This window comes from Ideonella alba, from assembly GCF_018069845.1.
Taxonomy (GTDB): domain Bacteria; phylum Pseudomonadota; class Gammaproteobacteria; order Burkholderiales; family Burkholderiaceae_C; genus Ideonella; species Ideonella alba.
In genome coordinates this window covers 1-15741 of sequence record NZ_JAGQDD010000022.1, presented here as the reverse complement: position 1 = coordinate 15741, position 15741 = coordinate 1, and the positions used below count along the sequence as shown (strand labels likewise).

Here is a 15741-nt window from a genome sequence, read left to right as displayed (position 1 = left end):
TGCAGTGGATTCCAGGGGCCGGCGCGGGTCGCGATGACCACGGCGCCGCTCCGGCCCCGGGTGGCAGCGCGCGTGGTCAAAGGTCTTGCCGGACGGTGAGGTTGCCCGCGCCATGGCCGCTTTCAGGCCAAGTGTGTTGACGTCGGGCCCCTGCGTTGCGCAGGGTGGCTACTCCCCCATGACCCCGCCAGTGTAGCAGCCACCCTGATGCCATCAGGGTTTATCCGGGCGGCCGAGCGCCTTGCGCCAGGGCTTGACCTGAATTAAATTACCGACCGGTCGGTTAATGAATGAACCCCCACCCGCAAGGAGACACCCGATGGCCAAGCACGAACACCTCGCCAAGAGCATGGCGCTGCCGCCGATGACGCCGCAGCCCAATGTCTACCCGCTGAGCTGGCACGCCCACACGAAGAAGCTGGAAGACATCTGGGACGCCGCCCAGCGCGAGAACTGGGACCCGAAGAAGCTGCCCTGGGACACGTTCGACCCCAGCACCTACAGCTGGGAGGAGCGCGAGGCCATCGCCTACTGGTGGACCATCCTGTCGGTGTTTGACGCCTCGGCGCCGCCGGTGTTCGCCGCCGCCTTCATCAAGACCTACGAGGCGCATGAGGAGGACGCGGTGCGCCGCTGCTTCTTCAGCGTCACCCGCGACGAGCAGAACCACGAGCAGATCTGCGGCCTGGCGATCACCAAGATGCTGGAGCACCCGGACCCGCTGACCTATGTGCCCAAGACCGAGATCGGCCGCAAGGCGCAGCGCAATGCGCACTGGCTGTACTACAACGGTGGGCGCTACTGGAACGGCTACAAGAACGCCGTGCCCAAGTACAGCCTGGCGGTGCTGTTCAGCAGCTTCCTGATGGGCGAGATCGCCGCCGCCACCATCTTCCACCAGATGGCCGCCCAGTGCACCGAGCCGGTGTTCAAGGAGGCCTTTCGCAACATCGGTCGCGACGAAGGCCGCCACATGGCGATCTGCCTGTCGCTGATGGAGCGCGACTACCCGAAGATGGACCTGAGTGACAAGGCGCTGATCACCAAGCAGGTGCGCGCCGGCTTCCTGTTCCTGTCGGGCGTGCTGTTCGAGCCGCCGGAGGATTTCTGGGACATCCCCGCCGACTTCGTCGCCTGGCAGCGCGAGATCGAGACCGTGGCCCGCAACGCCGGCTTCTACGTGCCGGAATACGAGGCCAAGAAGGAGAACTGGAAGAACGCCATGCTCAACCTCAAGGGCGTGCTCGACAAGTACGGCATCCCGTTCCCGGCGATCCCCGAAGTGGGCATCACCGGAGAAGAGATCCGCGACGTCGACATGGTCGACATCATTCCCGTGTTCTGAGGCCCCCAGGCTCCCTGGCGGTCGCCACCCCCCAAGGGGGCTCGCGCAGCGGCCCGGCGAAGCCGGTTCCGCGCGCGGTCCTTGACGGGGCGGCGTACCGCCGCGGTCGGCGCATCGTCAAAGCGGAGAACTGAATGGGTGTGATTCGTCTGCATCCCAGCGGGCGCACGGTCGCGTGCGACAGCGGCCTGACCGTGCTGGAGGCGCTGGAGAAGGCGGGCTATGCCCTGCCGAACAATTGCCGGGCTGGCGCCTGTGGCGAGTGCAAGGTGAAGGTCGTCTCGGGCCACTTCGACCAGGGTTTCGTGCTGGACATGGCGCTCAGCCAGGACGAGCGGCGCCAGGGCTATGGCCTGATGTGCATGGCCAAGCCGCTGAGCGACGAGCTGGTGATCGAGTGGGGCACCGACGCCGCCGGCCCCAAGCTGTTTCCGCCGCGCGAGCAGCAGTACTACGTGGTGACCGACCGCGTGCCGCGCACGCCGCGCATCGTCGAGCTGCGGCTGCGCCCGCTGGGTGAGCCGATGCGCTACTGGCCCGGCCAGTACGTGCAGCTGGGCGATGCCTCGGCCGGTGCGCCGGTCCGCAGCTATTCCCTGGCCAGCGCGCCGCGCGAGGATGGCGAGATCACGCTGCAGGTGACGCGCCAGGACCAGGGCACCACCAGCCGCTGGATCCATGAGCAGCTGCAGCCCGGTGAGCAGGTCAAGGTCAGCGGCCCCTACGGCACCTTCATCGGTGACCCGGCCGTGGACACGCCGGTGCTGTGCCTGGCGGCCGGCTCGGGCCTGGCGCCGATCCTGGCATTGACCGAGGCGGCGCTGCGCCGCGGCTTCAAGCAGCCGGTGACCCTGGTCTACTCAGGCCGCACGCCGGACGACGTCTACGACACCGGCCTGATGGCCTGGTGGAAGGCCAGGCACCGTGGCTTCAGCTATCGGCCCACGCTGACCGGTCCTGCGCCGATGGGCTGGCAGGGCCTGACCGGCCGCATCCCGGCACTGCTGCCCGGTTTGTTCCCGGACCTGTCCGGACACAGCGTCTTCGTGGCCGGCGCCACCGCCTTCGTGGACGACTGCGTGGCCGCCGCGAGAGCGCTGGGCGCGCGCGACGAGCTGCTGCACACCGAGGGCTACTTCAGCCAGGACCGCGCGCAGCCCTGAGCCGATCGCAGCGCGGCCTGTGTTGCCCACCGCACAGAGGCAGCCCCACTCCCCCCTCCACCATGCCCAGACCGCACCAGCCGTATCCGTGCGGGAGGTCCCCTTCCGTTCATCTCATGGAGATACCTATGAAGACAATTCACGCCCTGGCGCTTGCGGCCCTCACCGGCATGGCCCAGGCGGGCACGGTGTACGACAACTTCCAGCTCACCAAGTGGGTGGTGCGGGTCTCCCCCGCGGTGCATGTCTTCGAGCACGCCGGCCGGCTGCGCGTGGACCTGAACAAGGGCGTCCAGGGTGAGGTCTCCAGCGGTGGCTACTACAGCACCTGCCAACTGACCGGCGACTTTGATGTGTCGACCGAGTTCTACCTGCCCGAGTACCCCGCCGCCAACGGCGTGCGCGTCGGTCTGATGCTCAACACCACGCAGACCAACGGCGTCGGTTTCGACACCACCTACGCCGCGATGCAGATGGTCAGCCTGCCTGACGGCACTGCGCAGTACGCCGGCGACCTGAGCAACTATGGCTACACGCTCAACGCCCCGGCGAACACCAGCAACATCCAGGGCAAGCTGCGCCTGAAGCGTGCCGGCCAGATGCTGACCGCCTATTTCTGGGACGGCCCGCACGGACAATGGGTGCCGGTGGCCACCAGCGCCACCTTCACGGCGGCGCCGGTGTATTTCGGCCTGACCAGCTGGAGCCAGGACAGCTACTTCGGCGACATGAGGGTGCGCACCGCCTTCGACAACCCCACCATCGACGGCAGCTGCGCCAACTGACCGGTGCCGGCGCGCTCAGCGCCGCTCGCCGCGGCGCTGAGCGCGTCTGCTTCACCGCCGAGGGCTGCCGCGACGCTGGCGCGCCTGCTTCACCGCCGAGGGCTGCCGCGCCGTTGGCGCGCCTGCCAGAGCGGCCGCTTGGCCTTGAGCTGCCGCTCGATGCCGTCATTGAGCACTTCGCGCAGGCCCAGCACCTCGTCCAGGTTGCCGTAGACCCCGGGGAAGCGCAGGTCCAGCCACAGCCACAGCGTGCAGGCGCGCAGGGCCTGTTCCATGCGCTCCAGGCGGCTGTGGCTGTCGACCATGTCCAGGAACACCGGACGGCCGGCCTGGCCGGTGGCGGCGTGCTGGTGGGCCCAGCTGTAGAAGTCCTGCAGCAGGTGCTCGGTTCGGGTGTCCACCGGCGCCTGGGCGTAGATGAAGCGCTCCTTCAGGCTCAGGCTGCCGGCCTGGGCATCCAGCTCCACCGCCAGGTCCAGCATCTGCTCGAGCTCGGCCACCTCGAAGTGGGCGTTGTCCAGCGCCAGCTGGTCCATGAACACGCTCAGCACCTCGTGCAGCCGCGACTTGCCCAGGCGCTGCGAGATGGTGCTGACATGCCACCAGTTCGGCGCCACCGGCGCCTTGAAATGGCGCGGCGCGCGTGGCGGGCGCGGCAGCAGTTCCTTCAGAGCGCGCGCGGCGCCGGGTTCGGCCTCGTGCAGCACGCCGGTGAAGCCTTCCTCGTGGATGCCGTAGCGGCCGGCACGGCCGGCGATCTGGTGCACCTCGGACTCGGTCAGCGCGCGGTCGCCCACGCCGTCGAACTTGACCATGGTGGAAAACAGCACGCGGCGGATCGGCAGGTTCAGGCCCATGCCGATCGCGTCGGTGGCCACCAGGATGTGCGACTCGCCACCGGCGAAGCGCTCGGCCTCGCGCCGGCGCACCTCGGGCGGCAGCGCGCCGTAGATCACGCTGACCGGATGGCCATTGGCGGCGATCTGGTCGCGCAGCATCAGCACGTCGCGGCGGCTGAAGGCCACCACGGCGTCGCCCTTCTTCAGCGTGGGCAGGGCCACTGGGCCGGGCAGCAACTGAACATGCTGCTTGCGCTGGAACTGGCGCACCTCCACCGCCTCGCCGCACAGGCCCAGCAGGGTTTCGATCGCCGGCACCGCGTAGGCCGAGCAGATCACGATCACCTCGCGCGCCGGCACGCCGACGATGGCCTGGGTCCAGGCCCAGCCGCGCGAGGCGTCGAAGATCATCTGCGCCTCGTCGATCACCGCCACATCCAGCACCTCGCGGGTGCCCACCATCTCGATCGTGCTGCTGACCACACGGGCGCCGTCGGCCGGCTGGTTCTCCTCGCCGGTCAGCAGGCTGCAGGGCACGCCGCGCGCCACCAGGCGGTCGCGGCCCTCCAGCGCCAGCAGGCGCAGCGGGGCCAGGTAGGCGCCGTCCAGTGCGCCGGCCAGCTTCTCGAAGGCGGCGTGGGTCTTGCCGCTGTTGGGCGGGCCCACGTAGAGCGTGACCTTGCGCTTGAGTTGTCGCGCCAGCGGGAAGCTGTCGGGGTAGCCCTGGAAGGCCAGCTCGTGCGTCAGGCTGGAGAGCGTCTGCTGCTCGCCCACCTGGCGCTCCCAGCGGTCCTGGGCGCGGGTGCAGGCGGCTTTCAGCTCGTCGGCACTGCCGGCGCGCGAGAGTTCGGCCTGCAGGCGCGGCAGCAGTGTGTCCATCGCCGCCTCGTCGCACCAGGCGCTGCGCTCGGCCAGGCTGTCGATGTGGGCGGCGACCTCGGCCGCATGGGGGCAGGGCGGGGCGTCGGCCAGGCCGCCCAGCAGCGCGCGCTTGTCGCCGTGGCGGAAGTAGGCCCAGACCACCTCGGCGTCCACCGGCGCGCGGTAGGCGATCTGCAGCGCGCCGGGCTGGGACCAGGCCGCCCAGCGCAGCGGCAGCGGCGCGCGGTACAGGCGTTCCCAGCCTTCGCCCAGGCCGCGCGCGGTGTCGCGGGTGATGCCCAGCGCCTCCAGCGTGGCGTGGCGCTCCAGCATCGGGCCGCGGGTCTCGCGGCCCACGCCGACCTCGTCCAGGTGGCGCAGCGCGGCGTCGATCAGGCCCGGCGCGATCCAGCGGCTGGGCCGCTGGTGCGGCACCGCCTTCTGCAGCAGGATCAGGCCGCGCTCGTCCAGGTGGTGCTCGAAACCGGGCGCGGCTTCATCGAGGAAGTCGGCCGGCTTGACCACCTGCGGCAGGTTGTAGGCCCCCTGGCGAACGCGTTCCAGCTGCTCGGGGGTGATGTGGGCCGGCACGCGGGGGGCGTGGCGGGCGTCGGGCAGGCGAAGGAGGGGAGGGTTCATGCGCTGCCCGATTGTCGCGGCTTCGGCGGATCGGCCATGCCGTGCGCCGCACGCGCCTTGCGGCACTGGGTGTCGCCGGGCTCGACCGAGCGGCAGGTGCTGGCGCGCAGCGGATAGATCCGGCAGCCCACCGACTGGCCCACCTGGCCGTCCAGCGCCACGCAGCGCACCGGTCGCGCGGTGGTGCCGCGCATCGCCACCAGGTGCGGGCTGACCGGCTCGGTCAGCGTGGCCGGCACACCTCCGCCGCCCGGACAGGCATCGGTCTCGGACCAGTGGAAGGAGACCCGGAAGGTGGCGCAGCAGGCGCCGCAGGTGGTGCAGTCGAGCGACATCGGTTGCGGTATTCTGGCCGCTGACCGGCGGCCATGGCCGCCCCACTACCTGCTCAGGACACCCGATCCATGACCCATGCCTTCACCCGCCGCGGCCTGGTCCGCACCCTGGCCGCTGCCGCCGCACTCAGCGCCGCCGGCCTGGCCCACGCCGATGGCAAGACCATCAAGCTGCTGGTGGGTTTTCCGCCCGGCGGCGGCACCGACGCCATCGCCCGCCTGCTGGCCGAGCATCTGAAGGATGAGCTGGGTGGCGCGACCATCATTGTCGAGAACAAGGCCGGCGCCGGCGGCCAGCTGGCCGCGCAGGCGCTGAAGGCCGCGCCAGCCGATGGCACGACGCTCTTCCTCAGCCACGACCACACGATCTCGATCGTCCCGCAGACCGTGAAGACGCCGGGCTTCGAGCCCGCCAAGGACTTTGTGCCGGTGGCCGGCTTCGCCACCTTCGTCAACGCCCTGGCGGTGTCGGGCGGCACGCCGGCCAAGAGCTACACCGAGTACCTGGCCTGGCTGCGTGGCCCGCAGGGCGGCAAGGGCGTGGTGGGCGTGCCGGCGCCGGGCTCGGTGCCCGAGTTCCTGGTCAAGGTGCTGGGTGAGCGCAACAAGCTCGACCTGGTGGCCGCGCCCTACCGCGGCAGCGCGCCGATGATGGCCGACATGCTGGGCAACCAGATCGCCGCCGGTGTGGGCTCGGTGCCCGACTTCATCGAGAACCACAAGGCCGGCAAGCTGCGCATGGTGGCGGTGATCGGCGAGAAGCGCCAGGCCGTGTTGCCCGACGTGCCCACCTTCAAGGAACTGGGCCTAAGTGGCTTCGAGGACCTGCCCTACTACGGCATCTGGGCGCCCACCGGCACGCCCAAGGCCACGCTGGACCAGCTCTCGGCCGCACTGGCCAAGGTGGTGGCCAAGCCGGCGGTGCACGATCGCCTGAGCGCGATGGGCCTGACCGTGGGCCACATGAGCGGCGAGCAACTGGGCAAGACCGAGGCGGCCTACACCGCGACCTGGTCGAAGATCATCAAGGCCACCGGCTTCCAAGCGCAATGACCGATCGCGGCTGGGTCGCGTTCGAGACGCCCGTCGGCGTCTGCGGCCTGGCCTGGGACACGCAGCAGCGCCTGGCCGGCAGCCTGCTGCCCGGCGACGGCCTGTCGGCGCGCATGCGCCGCCGCCACGGCGAGGGCCCGTCGGCCGAGGTGCCAGCCTTCGCCCAGACCTGGATCACCCGGCTGCGCGCCGTGATGGCCGGCGCCAACGACGACCTTTCCGACATCCCGCTGGCCGATGACGACGCGCCCGACTTCCACCGCCGCGTCTGGGCGCTGGCGCGCGCCATCCCGCCCGGCCAGACACGGACCTATGGCGACCTGGCGCTGGCCCTGGGCGAACCCGGCGCTGCCCGCGCCGTGGGCCAGGCGCTGGGCGCCAATCCCTTCGCGCCCATCGTGCCCTGCCACCGCATCCTGGCCGCCCACGGCGGCGCGGGCGGCTTCTCGGCGCCGGGCGGCACGCGCACCAAGCTGCAACTGCTGGCGCTGGAACACGCGCGCCTGACGCCCCACCCGGACCAGACGTCCTTGTTCTGACGCGGGCGAGCGGTTTGTTGTAGCATATTGCTACCACTGCTGTCGGAGCCTGCCATGGCCACTGCCGCCGCCCCCATCCGCCTGGACCGTGAACTGGCCGCCGCCGCCCGCGAGGCCGCCCAGACCATGAGCCGAAGCGTGGCCGAGCAGGTCAGCCATTGGGCCCGGCTGGGCCGCGAGCTGGAACGCAGCCCGGGCGTCTCGGTGGCCCAGGTGCAGGCGGTGCTGCGCGGCCAGGCCTCATACGACGCGCTGCAGCTGCAGGAACAGGCCGTGGTGCGCGCCACCTGGGAGGAACAGCTGGCGGCGCAGCTGGCGCGCCTGGACCTGGCACGCGATTTCGCCCAGGAGGGCCACCGCTACGCCGAGCTGGACGCCAACGGCCAGCTGCGCATCGTCGAGTGAGGCTGCCGCCCCCACCGGATGCCCCTGCTGCAACTGATCGCCGGCCCCAACGGCGCAGGCAAGACCACCTTTTTCGAGCGCGTGCTGTCACCCATCACGCGCCTGCCCTTCATCAATGCCGACGTGCTGGCGCGCCAGCACTGGCCGGGTGACGAAGAAGCGCATGGCCACGAGGCCGCCGCACTGGCCGCGCAGGCCCGCCAGCAGGCGCTGGCGCAAGGCCTGTCCTTCGCGGCCGAGACGGTCTTCTCCCACCCCTCCAAGCTGGCCCTGGTGCAGGACGCCCAGGCCCGCGGCTACCTGGTCCACCTGCACGTGGTGCTGGTGCCGGTGGAGCTGAGCGTGGCGCGCGTGAAGCTGCGGGCGGCGCAGGGCGGGCACTCGGTGCCGGAAGAGCGCGTGCGCGAGCGCCACCAGCGGCTGTGGAGCCTGCTGGCCCAGGCCGCCTGGCGCGCCGATGGCACGCGCGTCTACGACAACAGCAGCGCGCGCCACCCCTTCCGCCTGGCCGCCACCTACGAACACGGCCGCGCGCTGGGGCCGATCGAGCTGCCCACCTGGTCGCCGTGGCTGGAGCCCCGGCCATGACGGCTACGCCGGTCCGCGTGCTCAGCGTCATCCCGCCGATGACCCAGCTCAACACGCCCTACCCGTCCACCGCCTACCTGACCGGCTTCCTGCGCTCGCGCGGCATCACCGCGGTGCAGGAGGACCTGGCGCTGGCGCTGGTGCTGGACCTGTTCACCCCCGACGGCCTGGACGCGCTGCGCGCCGATGCCCGCCGCGTGGCCCAGCCGGGCCGGGTGATCGCCCATTTCCTGCAGCACTTCGACGCCTACCGCGCCACCATCGCGCCGGTGATCCGCTTCCTGCAGGGCGGCGACAGCACGCTGGCGCACCGCATCAACGCCCGCACCCTGCTGCCCGAAGGCCCGCGCTTCGACGCGCTGGAGCACTACGTGGACGACGGCAGCGGCGACCCGCTGGGCTGGGCCTTCGGCGTGCTGGGCGGCACCGACCGCGCGCGCCACCTGGCCACGCTCTACCTGAACGACCTGGCCGACGTGATCCGCGAGGCGGTGGACCCGCGCTTCGAGTTCGTCCGCTACGCCGAGCGCCTGGCCACCAGCCAGCCCAGCTTCGAGCCGATGGCCGAGGCCTTGGCCGCGCCGCCCAACCTGCTCGACCGCAAGCTGGCGCGCCTGACGCGCGAGGCGCTGGCGCGCCACCAGCCCACGCTGGTGCTGCTGTCGGTGCCCTTCCCGGGTGCGCTGTACGCGGCGCTGCGCATCGCCGCGGCGGTCAAGGCACACGATGCCACGATCACCGTGGCGCTGGGCGGCGGCTTCGTCAACACCGAGCTGCGCCAGCTGCGCGAGCCGCGTCTGTTTGACCATGTCGACGTGATCACGCTGGACGGCGGCGAGCGCCCGCTGCTGGCGCTGATCGAGCACCTGCAGGGCCAGCGCTCGCGCGAGCGCCTGGTGCGCGCCATGGTGCGCGAGGGGGGCGCGGTGCGCCAGATCCACTGGCCCGAGCCCGACATCCCCTTCGACGAGGTGGGCACGCCCACCTGGGACGGCCTGCCACTGGCCAAGTACCTGTCGCTGCTGGACATGCTCAACCCGATGCACCGGCTGTGGAGCGACGGGCGCTGGAACAAGCTCACCGTGGCGCACGGCTGCTACTGGAAGAAGTGCAGCTTCTGCGACGTCAGCCTGGACTACATCTCGCGCTACGAGGCGGCCAATGCCTCGGTGCTGGTCGACCGCATCGAGACCATCGTCGCCGAGACCGGGCAGACGGGCTTCCACTTTGTCGACGAGGCCGCGCCGCCCAAGGCGCTCAAGGCGCTGGCCGATGAGCTGCAGCGCCGCGGCACCGGCATCAGCTGGTGGGGCAACATCCGCTTCGAGAAGACCTTCACGCCGGCGCTGTGCCGGCAGCTGGCCGACAGCGGCTGCATCGCCGTCACCGGCGGCCTGGAGGTGGCCTCCGACCGCCTGCTGGCGCTGATGGCCAAGGGCGTGACGGTGGAGCAGGTGGCGCGCGTCACCAAGGGCTTTGCCGACGCGGGGGTGCTGGTCCACGCCTACCTGATGTACGGCTTCCCCACGCAGACACTGCAGGACACGGTGGACGCGCTGGAGCTGGTGCGCCAGCTGTTTGCCGAGGGCTGCATCCACAGCGGCTTCTTCCACCGCTTCGCCTGCACCGTCCATTCGCCGGTGGGGCAGGATCCGGCGCATTACGGCGTGCAGCTGCTGCCGCTGCCCGACTCCCCGTTCGCGATGAACGACGTGGGCTTCGTCGATCCCACCGGTGTGGACCACGACCTGCTCGGCCCGGGGCTGAAGAAGGCGATCTACAACTTCATGCACGGCATCGGCCTGGACGAGGACGTGCGCGCCTGGTTCGAGCAGTGGCCGGGCAAGGTGCCGCGGCCCACGGTGCACCGCCAGCGCATCGCCCGGGCGTTGCAGCAGCGCTGATCAGGCGGCCAGCCGGGCCTTCCAGTGGCGGAACTGCCAGCGCAGGTCGGCCCAGGCCTGGCGCCAGGCCTGCGGGCAGCGCGGCCGCCAGGTGCGGGCGTTCGACACCTCGATGCCCTGCATGCTGGGGTGCCATTCGTCGTGGGCCACACGGTGCCACGCGCGGCCCAGGCGGACCACGCCGTCGCGGTCGGCCAGCAGCACCATCGAGCCCTTGACCAGCGGCGCCAGCAGGCGGGCGAAGGCCTCGGAGCGCACGGTGGCGCGGGCCTGGGCGTCGGTCAGGCCGGCCATCAGCTCGCCCAGCAGGCGGGCCAGTTCGGCGGTGTCGCTGTGGCCCGGCTGGCTGGGCCGCAGCTGGCGGATCGAGCCGTTGTGCATCAGCCAGAGGCCCGGCCGCACCAGGAAGGGGTGGGTCATCGCCAGGTTCACCGAGCCCACCGTGGCTTGCCGCAGGTGCAGCAGCGCCGGTTGATCCTCGGGCAGCGACTGCAGGTGAGCCAGCAGGTCATCCAGCCGCATGCCCTGCTGGGCGCGGGGCTCGCCGTCGGCGCCCCAGGTGATCACGCCCCAGCCATGGGGGTTGCGGCGCCAGGCGTTCTCGACGAAGGCGGGGCAGACCGGGCGGCCGGCGGGCTTGTGGATGATCAGGCACATCGGGCGACAACGCGTGAGGGGGCGAATCGGTTGATGCAAGTCGCGTTCCCGGGGACTTCGGCGTGCCCGGGCCTGACTTGAGTCCGACTTCGGCCCGGCTTGGCCCCGGTTGCACGCCGATCACGAAAAAGGCGTCCAATACGCCCCCGGGCTGCTTCGGTGGGCCCGACAAGGAGACCCTGTTGACCCTGCAAGACCGCATCGACGCCTGGCGTGACGACCAACTGGTCGGCATGCGCCGCGGCATCGAGAAGGAAAGCCTGCGCACCACCCCCGACGGTGGCCTGGCGATGACGCCGCACCCGCTGGCGCTGGGTTCGGCCCTCACCCACCCGCACATCACCACCGACTTCAGCGAGTCGCAGCTGGAGCTGGTCACCGGCGCCTTCACCCGCGTCGAGGCCACCTTCGCGCAACTCAGTGAACTGCACCAGGTGGTGGCTCAGGCCCTGGGCGACGAGCGCATGTGGGTCTCCAGCATGCCCTGCTGCCTGCCCAGCGAAGAGGCCATTCCGCTGGGCCAGTACGGCGCCTCGCACATCGGCCGCGTCAAGACCGTCTACCGCCAGGGCCTGTCGCACCGCTACGGGCGGCGCATGCAGACCATCTCGGGCATCCACTACAACTGGTCGCTGCCCGGGCTGGGCAATGACGAGTACTTCCACCTGATCCGCAACTTCCGCCGCGACAGCTTCCTGCTGCTGTGGCTGTTCGGCGCGTCACCGGCGGTGTGCGCCAGCTTCGTCGACGGCCTGCCGCACGGCCTGGAGCCGCTGAGCGCTGGCACGCTGCACCTGCCGCACGCCACTTCGCTGCGCATGGGCCGGCTGGGCTACCAGAGCGAGGCCCAGGCCTCGCTGGCCGTCAGTTACAACGGGCTGGACGGCTACGGCGCCACGCTGGAAGACGCGATGACCCGCATCTGGCCGGCCTACCAGGCGATCGGCCTGCGCGACGAGCAGGGCGGCTGGCGCCAGCTCAGCACCCATCTGCTGCAGATCGAGAACGAGTTCTACGGCACCATCCGCCCCAAGCGCACGATCCACTCCGGCGAGCGGCCGCTGCACGCGCTGCGCGAGCGCGGCGTCGAGTATGTCGAGGTGCGCTGCATGGACCTCGACCCCTTCGAGCCGCTGGGCATCGCGCCCGACACCGCCCGCGTGATCGACCTGTTCCTGCTGCACTGCCTGGCCAGCGACAGCCCGCCCGACCACCCCGACGAGATTGCCGCGCTCAGCGAGAACCAGCAGCGCGTGGCCGCCCGCGGGCGCGAGCCGGGCCTGCGCCTGACCCGCGGCGGTGCCGAGGTGGTGCTGGTGGAGTGGGCGGCCGAGCTGCTGGAAGGCTGCGAGCCGATCGCCCGGCGCATGGACGCGGCGCTGGGCGGCCAGGCCTACCGGCAGGCGCTGGCCAGCGCGCAGTCGCGGCTGCTGCACCCCGATGCGCTGCCCTCGGCGCGGGTGCTGCGCGAAGCCTCCGACACCTGGCGCGGCGAATACACCGCGATGATCGCCGCGCTGTCGCAGGCCACCCGGCGGGTGCTGCTGGCGCAACCGCTGTCCACCGAGCGCGCGCTGCACTGGGCCGCGCTGGCCGACCGGTCGCTGCGCGAGCAGGCCCGGATCGAGGCCGAACAGCAGGGCAGCTTCGACGACTTCGTGACGGACTACCTGGACGCCCGCCGCTTGCTGGCCTGATCCACCGGCTTGGGGATGGCTGCGGGTTAGCCCGAAGCCAGCGCGCTGAGGCCCGCCCGCAGCATCGCGGACACGCGGCCGGATGGTTTGGCCGCGCCCACCCTCAAGGAAGCTGTCATGGGATCTGTTCGACTCGCCCTCTGGGCACCCCGCTGCGCACTGGTGGCCTCGCTGGCCCTGCTGCCCTTCACCGCCTCGGCGGCCTCGTCCAGGCTGCAGGAGCTGAGTGCCAGGGTGGACGCGCTGTCGGCCCAGCTGGCGCAACTGCAGCAGCAGCAGGGTGCGCGGCAGGCCCGCGCCACCGCGGTCCTGCCCAGTGACATCGTGGGCACCTGGACCCTCAAGGGCTTCCAGTCCGAGCTGCATGCCGGCGTGGGCAGCTGGCAGGTGAGCAGCTATGTCTACAACGGCACGGTCGAATTCACCGCCGATGGCAAGTACAAGCTGACCATCGTCGAGTCCGGCAACCGGCTGACCAATGGTGGCGAGGCGGTCAGCTCCTACGTGAATCCCGAGGCCGTGGCGCGCGGCAAGTGGAAGCTCAAGGGCAACGACCTGACCCTGGACAGCGGGCTGGCCGTGAAGATCGACGCCGGCCTGTCCGTGATGACCATGGCCTCCGCCAACCCGGCCGACAACACCAACGTGATGCTGGTGCTGACCAAGCAGCCGGCGCCCTGACCCGCAGGGCGCTCAGCCCTTTTTGGCCACCAGCGTCAGGATGTCGTAGCTGGCCACCAGGTCACCGGCCTGGTTGGTCACCTCGACATCCCAGGCCACCACGCCCTGGCCGCGCCCCTGCGCATCCACCTTCATGCGGTCGATCTTGCGCTTGGCGGTCAGGCGGGCCTGGATGGTGTCGCCGATCGCCACCGGCTTGACGAAGCGCAGCGTGTCCAGGCCGTAGTTGGCCAGCACCGGGCCCGGTGCCGGGCTCACGAACAGGCCGGCCGCCGCCGACAGCACGAAGTAGCCGTGGGCGATGCGCTGGCCGAAGGCGGTGTCCTTGGCGGCGATGGCGTCGAAGTGCATGTAGAAGTAGTCGCCCGAGATGCCGCCGAAGTTGACGATGTCGGCTTCGCTGACGGTGCGCCGGTGCGTCAGCAGGCTCTCGCCGATCTGCAGCTCCTCGAAGTGGCGGCGGAAGGGGTGGACCTCGGTCTCGATGCGGGCGGCGCCGCGCACGTACTCGCCGGTCACTGCGGACAGCATGGTGGGCGAGCCCTGCAGCGCGGCGCGCTGCAGGTAGTGCTTGACGGCGCGCGTGCCGCCCAGCTCCTCGCCACCGCCGGCGCGGCCCGGGCCGCCGTGCTTGAGCATCGGCAGCGGGCTGCCGTGGCCGGTGGATTCGGGCGCGGCGTCGCGGTCCAGCACCAGGATGCGGCCGTGCAGCGCGGCCACCTCGGGCACCACGCGCGCGGCCACGGCCGGGTCGTGGGTGACCAGCGAGCCGACCAGGCTGCCCTGACCCATCGCCGCCAGCGCCACCGCCTCGTCCAGGTCGTCGTAGGGCATCAGCGTGCTGACTGGGCCGAAGGCCTCCAGCTCATGCACGGCAGGGGTGTGCAGCGCGCGCTCGGCCAGCAGCAGCGTGGGCGCGAAGAAGGCGCCCTCGGCCACGCCCTCGCCACGCGGCGCGAAGCCGTCGCTGGCGCCGAAGACGGGGCGCGCGCCGCCCTCGATCAGCGCGGCCACGCGCTCGGCCACGTCGCGCTGCTGGTCGGCGCTGGCCAGCGCGCCCATCTTCACGCCATCGACCGCCGGGTCGCCCACCACCACCTTGGCCAGGCGCTCGCGCAGCGCGCTGGCCACGGCGTCCAGGTGGGCCCGCGGCACGATGGCGCGGCGGATCGCGGTGCACTTCTGGCCGGCCTTCACCGTCATCTCGCGCGCCACTTCCTTGACGAAGAGGTCGAACTCGGGCGAGCCGGGCACCGCATCGGGCGCCAGGATTGCGCAGTTCAGCGAGTCGGCCTCGGCGTTGAAGGGGATGCTCTTCGCAATGACATTGCGGTGCACGCGCAGCTTTGCTGCTGTGTCGGCCGAGCCGGTGAAGGTGACCACGTCGCGGCCGTCCAGGCGGTCCAGCAGGTCGCCGGTGGAGCCGATCACCAGCTGCAGCGCGCCCTCGGGCAGCAGGCCGCTCTCGATGATCAGCCGCATCGCCGCTTCGGTCAGGTAGCTGGTGGCGCTGGCGGGCTTGCCGATGCAGGGCATGCCGGCCAGGAAGCTGGGCGCGAACTTTTCCAGCAGGCCCCAGATGGGGAAGTTGAAGGCGTTGATGTGCACCGCCAGACCGCGGCGTGGCACCAGGATGTGGGTGCCGGCGAACTGGCCCTGCTTGCCCAGCGATACCGCCGGCCCCTCGTGCCAGACATTGCCCGAGGGCAGCTCGTTGCTGCCGCTGCTGGCATACGCGAACAGCGTGCCGGTGCCGCCCTCGATGTCGATCCAGCTGTCGGCGCGCGTGGCGCCGGTGTGCGCCGACACCGCGTAAAGCTGCTCCTTGCGCTCATTGAGGTACTTGGCCAGCGCCTTCAGGATCGCGGCACGCTGCTGGAAGTCGAGCTTCAGCAGGTTCGCCACGCCGACGGTGCGCGCGTGGTGCACGGCTTCCGCAAAGTCGATCGCCTCGGCGTGGGTGGTGGCCACCGGTTGGCCGTTGATGGCGCTGCGCAGCGTCTGCGCGGCCTCGCGGCCGACCCAGCGGCCGGCGATGTAGGACTGGAGTTGCATGGTCATGGGATCCCTGGCGAATCAAGAGCCGAGGCCAGCGCCGGGCCGCTCCCAAGCGGCCTCGGCACCCTCTCGGAGGGTGGCGCCGGTACTCCGGCGCCGGGTGTTGTCAATCCCCGCCGAGGCCAGCGCCGGGCCGCTCCCAAGCGGCCTCGGCACCCTCTCGGAGGGTGGCGCCGGTACTCCGGCGCCGGG

14 protein-coding genes and 1 riboswitch are annotated in these 15741 nt (G+C 71.0%); of the genes, 10 read left to right on the top strand and 4 right to left on the bottom strand.

What is annotated here, in order from left to right; all coding sequences use genetic code 11:
* Nucleotides 1-75: 75 nt before the first annotated feature.
* Nucleotides 76-194, bottom strand: a riboswitch (yybP-ykoY riboswitch).
* Nucleotides 195-319: 125 nt separating this feature from the next.
* The 3 genes from KAK03_RS21050 to KAK03_RS21040 all read left to right on the top strand — a co-directional run bounded on the left by KAK03_RS21050 (nt 320) and on the right by KAK03_RS21040 (nt 3293).
* Nucleotides 320-1345: a ferritin-like domain-containing protein gene (locus KAK03_RS21050; RefSeq protein WP_210856668.1), complete on the top strand. Its 1026-nt coding sequence runs from the start codon at nt 320-322 to the stop codon at nt 1343-1345.
* A gap of 134 nt (nt 1346-1479) precedes the next feature.
* Nucleotides 1480-2508, top strand: coding sequence for a 2Fe-2S iron-sulfur cluster-binding protein (locus tag KAK03_RS21045; RefSeq protein WP_210856667.1), 1029 nt, complete (start codon nt 1480-1482; stop codon nt 2506-2508).
* A 128-nt stretch (nt 2509-2636) separates the two neighbouring features.
* Entirely contained in the window at nt 2637-3293 is a 657-nt protein-coding gene (locus KAK03_RS21040) for a hypothetical protein (protein ID WP_210856666.1), read from the top strand.
* Between the two features lie 89 nt (nt 3294-3382).
* Here the strand turns inward: KAK03_RS21040 and KAK03_RS21035 are convergent, their stop codons facing one another.
* Both KAK03_RS21035 and KAK03_RS21030 read right to left on the bottom strand, forming a co-directional pair.
* Nucleotides 3383-5632 carry a helicase-related protein gene (locus tag KAK03_RS21035; protein WP_210856665.1) on the bottom strand — a complete coding sequence of 750 codons (2250 nt, stop codon included), beginning with the start codon at nt 5630-5632 and terminating at the stop codon, nt 3383-3385.
* Nucleotides 5629-5967 (bottom strand): YkgJ family cysteine cluster protein, encoded by a 339-nt coding sequence (locus KAK03_RS21030; RefSeq protein WP_210856664.1) that lies wholly within the window; start codon nt 5965-5967, stop codon nt 5629-5631. The genes KAK03_RS21035 and KAK03_RS21030 overlap by 4 nt, the downstream gene beginning before the upstream one ends.
* A 69-nt stretch (nt 5968-6036) precedes the next feature.
* On the opposite strand from KAK03_RS21030, the gene KAK03_RS21025 reads away from it, so the two are divergent.
* Genes KAK03_RS21025 through KAK03_RS21005 form a run of 5 tightly spaced genes read left to right on the top strand, consistent with a single transcriptional unit; the run spans nt 6037 to nt 10456 of the window.
* Complete coding sequence (locus KAK03_RS21025) at nt 6037-7020, top strand: Bug family tripartite tricarboxylate transporter substrate binding protein (protein ID WP_210856663.1); 984 nt, start codon at nt 6037-6039, stop codon at nt 7018-7020.
* A complete protein-coding gene (locus KAK03_RS21020) occupies nt 7017-7559 on the top strand; it encodes a methylated-DNA--[protein]-cysteine S-methyltransferase (RefSeq protein WP_210856662.1) in 543 nt (180 codons plus the stop codon). Before KAK03_RS21025 ends, KAK03_RS21020 begins: the two co-directional genes overlap by 4 nt.
* A gap of 54 nt (nt 7560-7613) precedes the next feature.
* Nucleotides 7614-7964, top strand: a complete 351-nt coding sequence (locus tag KAK03_RS21015) for a TA system antitoxin ParD family protein (protein WP_210856661.1) — start codon at nt 7614-7616, stop codon at nt 7962-7964.
* A gap of 18 nt (nt 7965-7982) precedes the next feature.
* Nucleotides 7983-8552: an ATPase gene (locus KAK03_RS21010; RefSeq protein WP_210856660.1), complete on the top strand. Its 570-nt coding sequence runs from the start codon at nt 7983-7985 to the stop codon at nt 8550-8552.
* Nucleotides 8549-10456 (top strand): B12-binding domain-containing radical SAM protein, encoded by a 1908-nt coding sequence (locus KAK03_RS21005; protein ID WP_210856659.1) that lies wholly within the window; start codon nt 8549-8551, stop codon nt 10454-10456. Before KAK03_RS21010 ends, KAK03_RS21005 begins: the two co-directional genes overlap by 4 nt.
* Here the strand turns inward: KAK03_RS21005 and KAK03_RS21000 are convergent, their stop codons facing one another.
* A complete protein-coding gene (locus KAK03_RS21000) occupies nt 10457-11113 on the bottom strand; it encodes a class II glutamine amidotransferase (protein WP_210856658.1) in 657 nt (218 codons plus the stop codon).
* A 179-nt stretch (nt 11114-11292) separates the two neighbouring features.
* Here KAK03_RS21000 and gshA point away from each other — a divergent pair, with 179 nt between their 5' ends.
* Nucleotides 11293-12810, top strand: a complete 1518-nt coding sequence (gshA, locus tag KAK03_RS20995; protein ID WP_210856732.1) for a glutamate--cysteine ligase — start codon at nt 11293-11295, stop codon at nt 12808-12810.
* A 117-nt stretch (nt 12811-12927) separates the two neighbouring features.
* Nucleotides 12928-13491, top strand: coding sequence for a lipocalin-like domain-containing protein (locus KAK03_RS20990; protein WP_210856657.1), 564 nt, complete (start codon nt 12928-12930; stop codon nt 13489-13491).
* A 12-nt stretch (nt 13492-13503) separates the two neighbouring features.
* Here KAK03_RS20990 and paaZ read toward each other — a convergent pair whose 3' ends face one another.
* Entirely contained in the window at nt 13504-15552 is a 2049-nt protein-coding gene (gene paaZ / locus KAK03_RS20985) for a phenylacetic acid degradation bifunctional protein PaaZ (protein ID WP_210856656.1), read from the bottom strand.
* Nucleotides 15553-15741 lie beyond the last annotated feature (189 nt).

Bases quoted from the DNA above. Each gene is read 5' to 3' on its own strand.
- KAK03_RS21050 (WP_210856668.1), top strand. From the start codon at position 320: ATGGCCAAGCACGAACACCTCGCCAAGAGCATGGCGCTGCCGCCGATG.
- KAK03_RS21045 (WP_210856667.1), top strand. From the start codon at position 1,480: ATGGGTGTGATTCGTCTGCATCCCAGCGGGCGCACGGTCGCGTGCGAC.
- KAK03_RS21040 (WP_210856666.1), top strand. From the start codon at position 2,637: ATGAAGACAATTCACGCCCTGGCGCTTGCGGCCCTCACCGGCATGGCC.
- KAK03_RS21035 (WP_210856665.1), bottom strand. From the start codon at position 5,632: ATGAACCCTCCCCTCCTTCGCCTGCCCGACGCCCGCCACGCCCCCCGC.
- KAK03_RS21030 (WP_210856664.1), bottom strand. From the start codon at position 5,967: ATGTCGCTCGACTGCACCACCTGCGGCGCCTGCTGCGCCACCTTCCGG.
- KAK03_RS21025 (WP_210856663.1), top strand. From the start codon at position 6,037: ATGACCCATGCCTTCACCCGCCGCGGCCTGGTCCGCACCCTGGCCGCT.
- KAK03_RS21020 (WP_210856662.1), top strand. From the start codon at position 7,017: ATGACCGATCGCGGCTGGGTCGCGTTCGAGACGCCCGTCGGCGTCTGC.
- KAK03_RS21015 (WP_210856661.1), top strand. From the start codon at position 7,614: ATGGCCACTGCCGCCGCCCCCATCCGCCTGGACCGTGAACTGGCCGCC.
- KAK03_RS21010 (WP_210856660.1), top strand. From the start codon at position 7,983: ATGCCCCTGCTGCAACTGATCGCCGGCCCCAACGGCGCAGGCAAGACC.
- KAK03_RS21005 (WP_210856659.1), top strand. From the start codon at position 8,549: ATGACGGCTACGCCGGTCCGCGTGCTCAGCGTCATCCCGCCGATGACC.
- KAK03_RS21000 (WP_210856658.1), bottom strand. From the start codon at position 11,113: ATGTGCCTGATCATCCACAAGCCCGCCGGCCGCCCGGTCTGCCCCGCC.
- KAK03_RS20990 (WP_210856657.1), top strand. From the start codon at position 12,928: ATGGGATCTGTTCGACTCGCCCTCTGGGCACCCCGCTGCGCACTGGTG.
- paaZ (WP_210856656.1), bottom strand. From the start codon at position 15,552: ATGACCATGCAACTCCAGTCCTACATCGCCGGCCGCTGGGTCGGCCGC.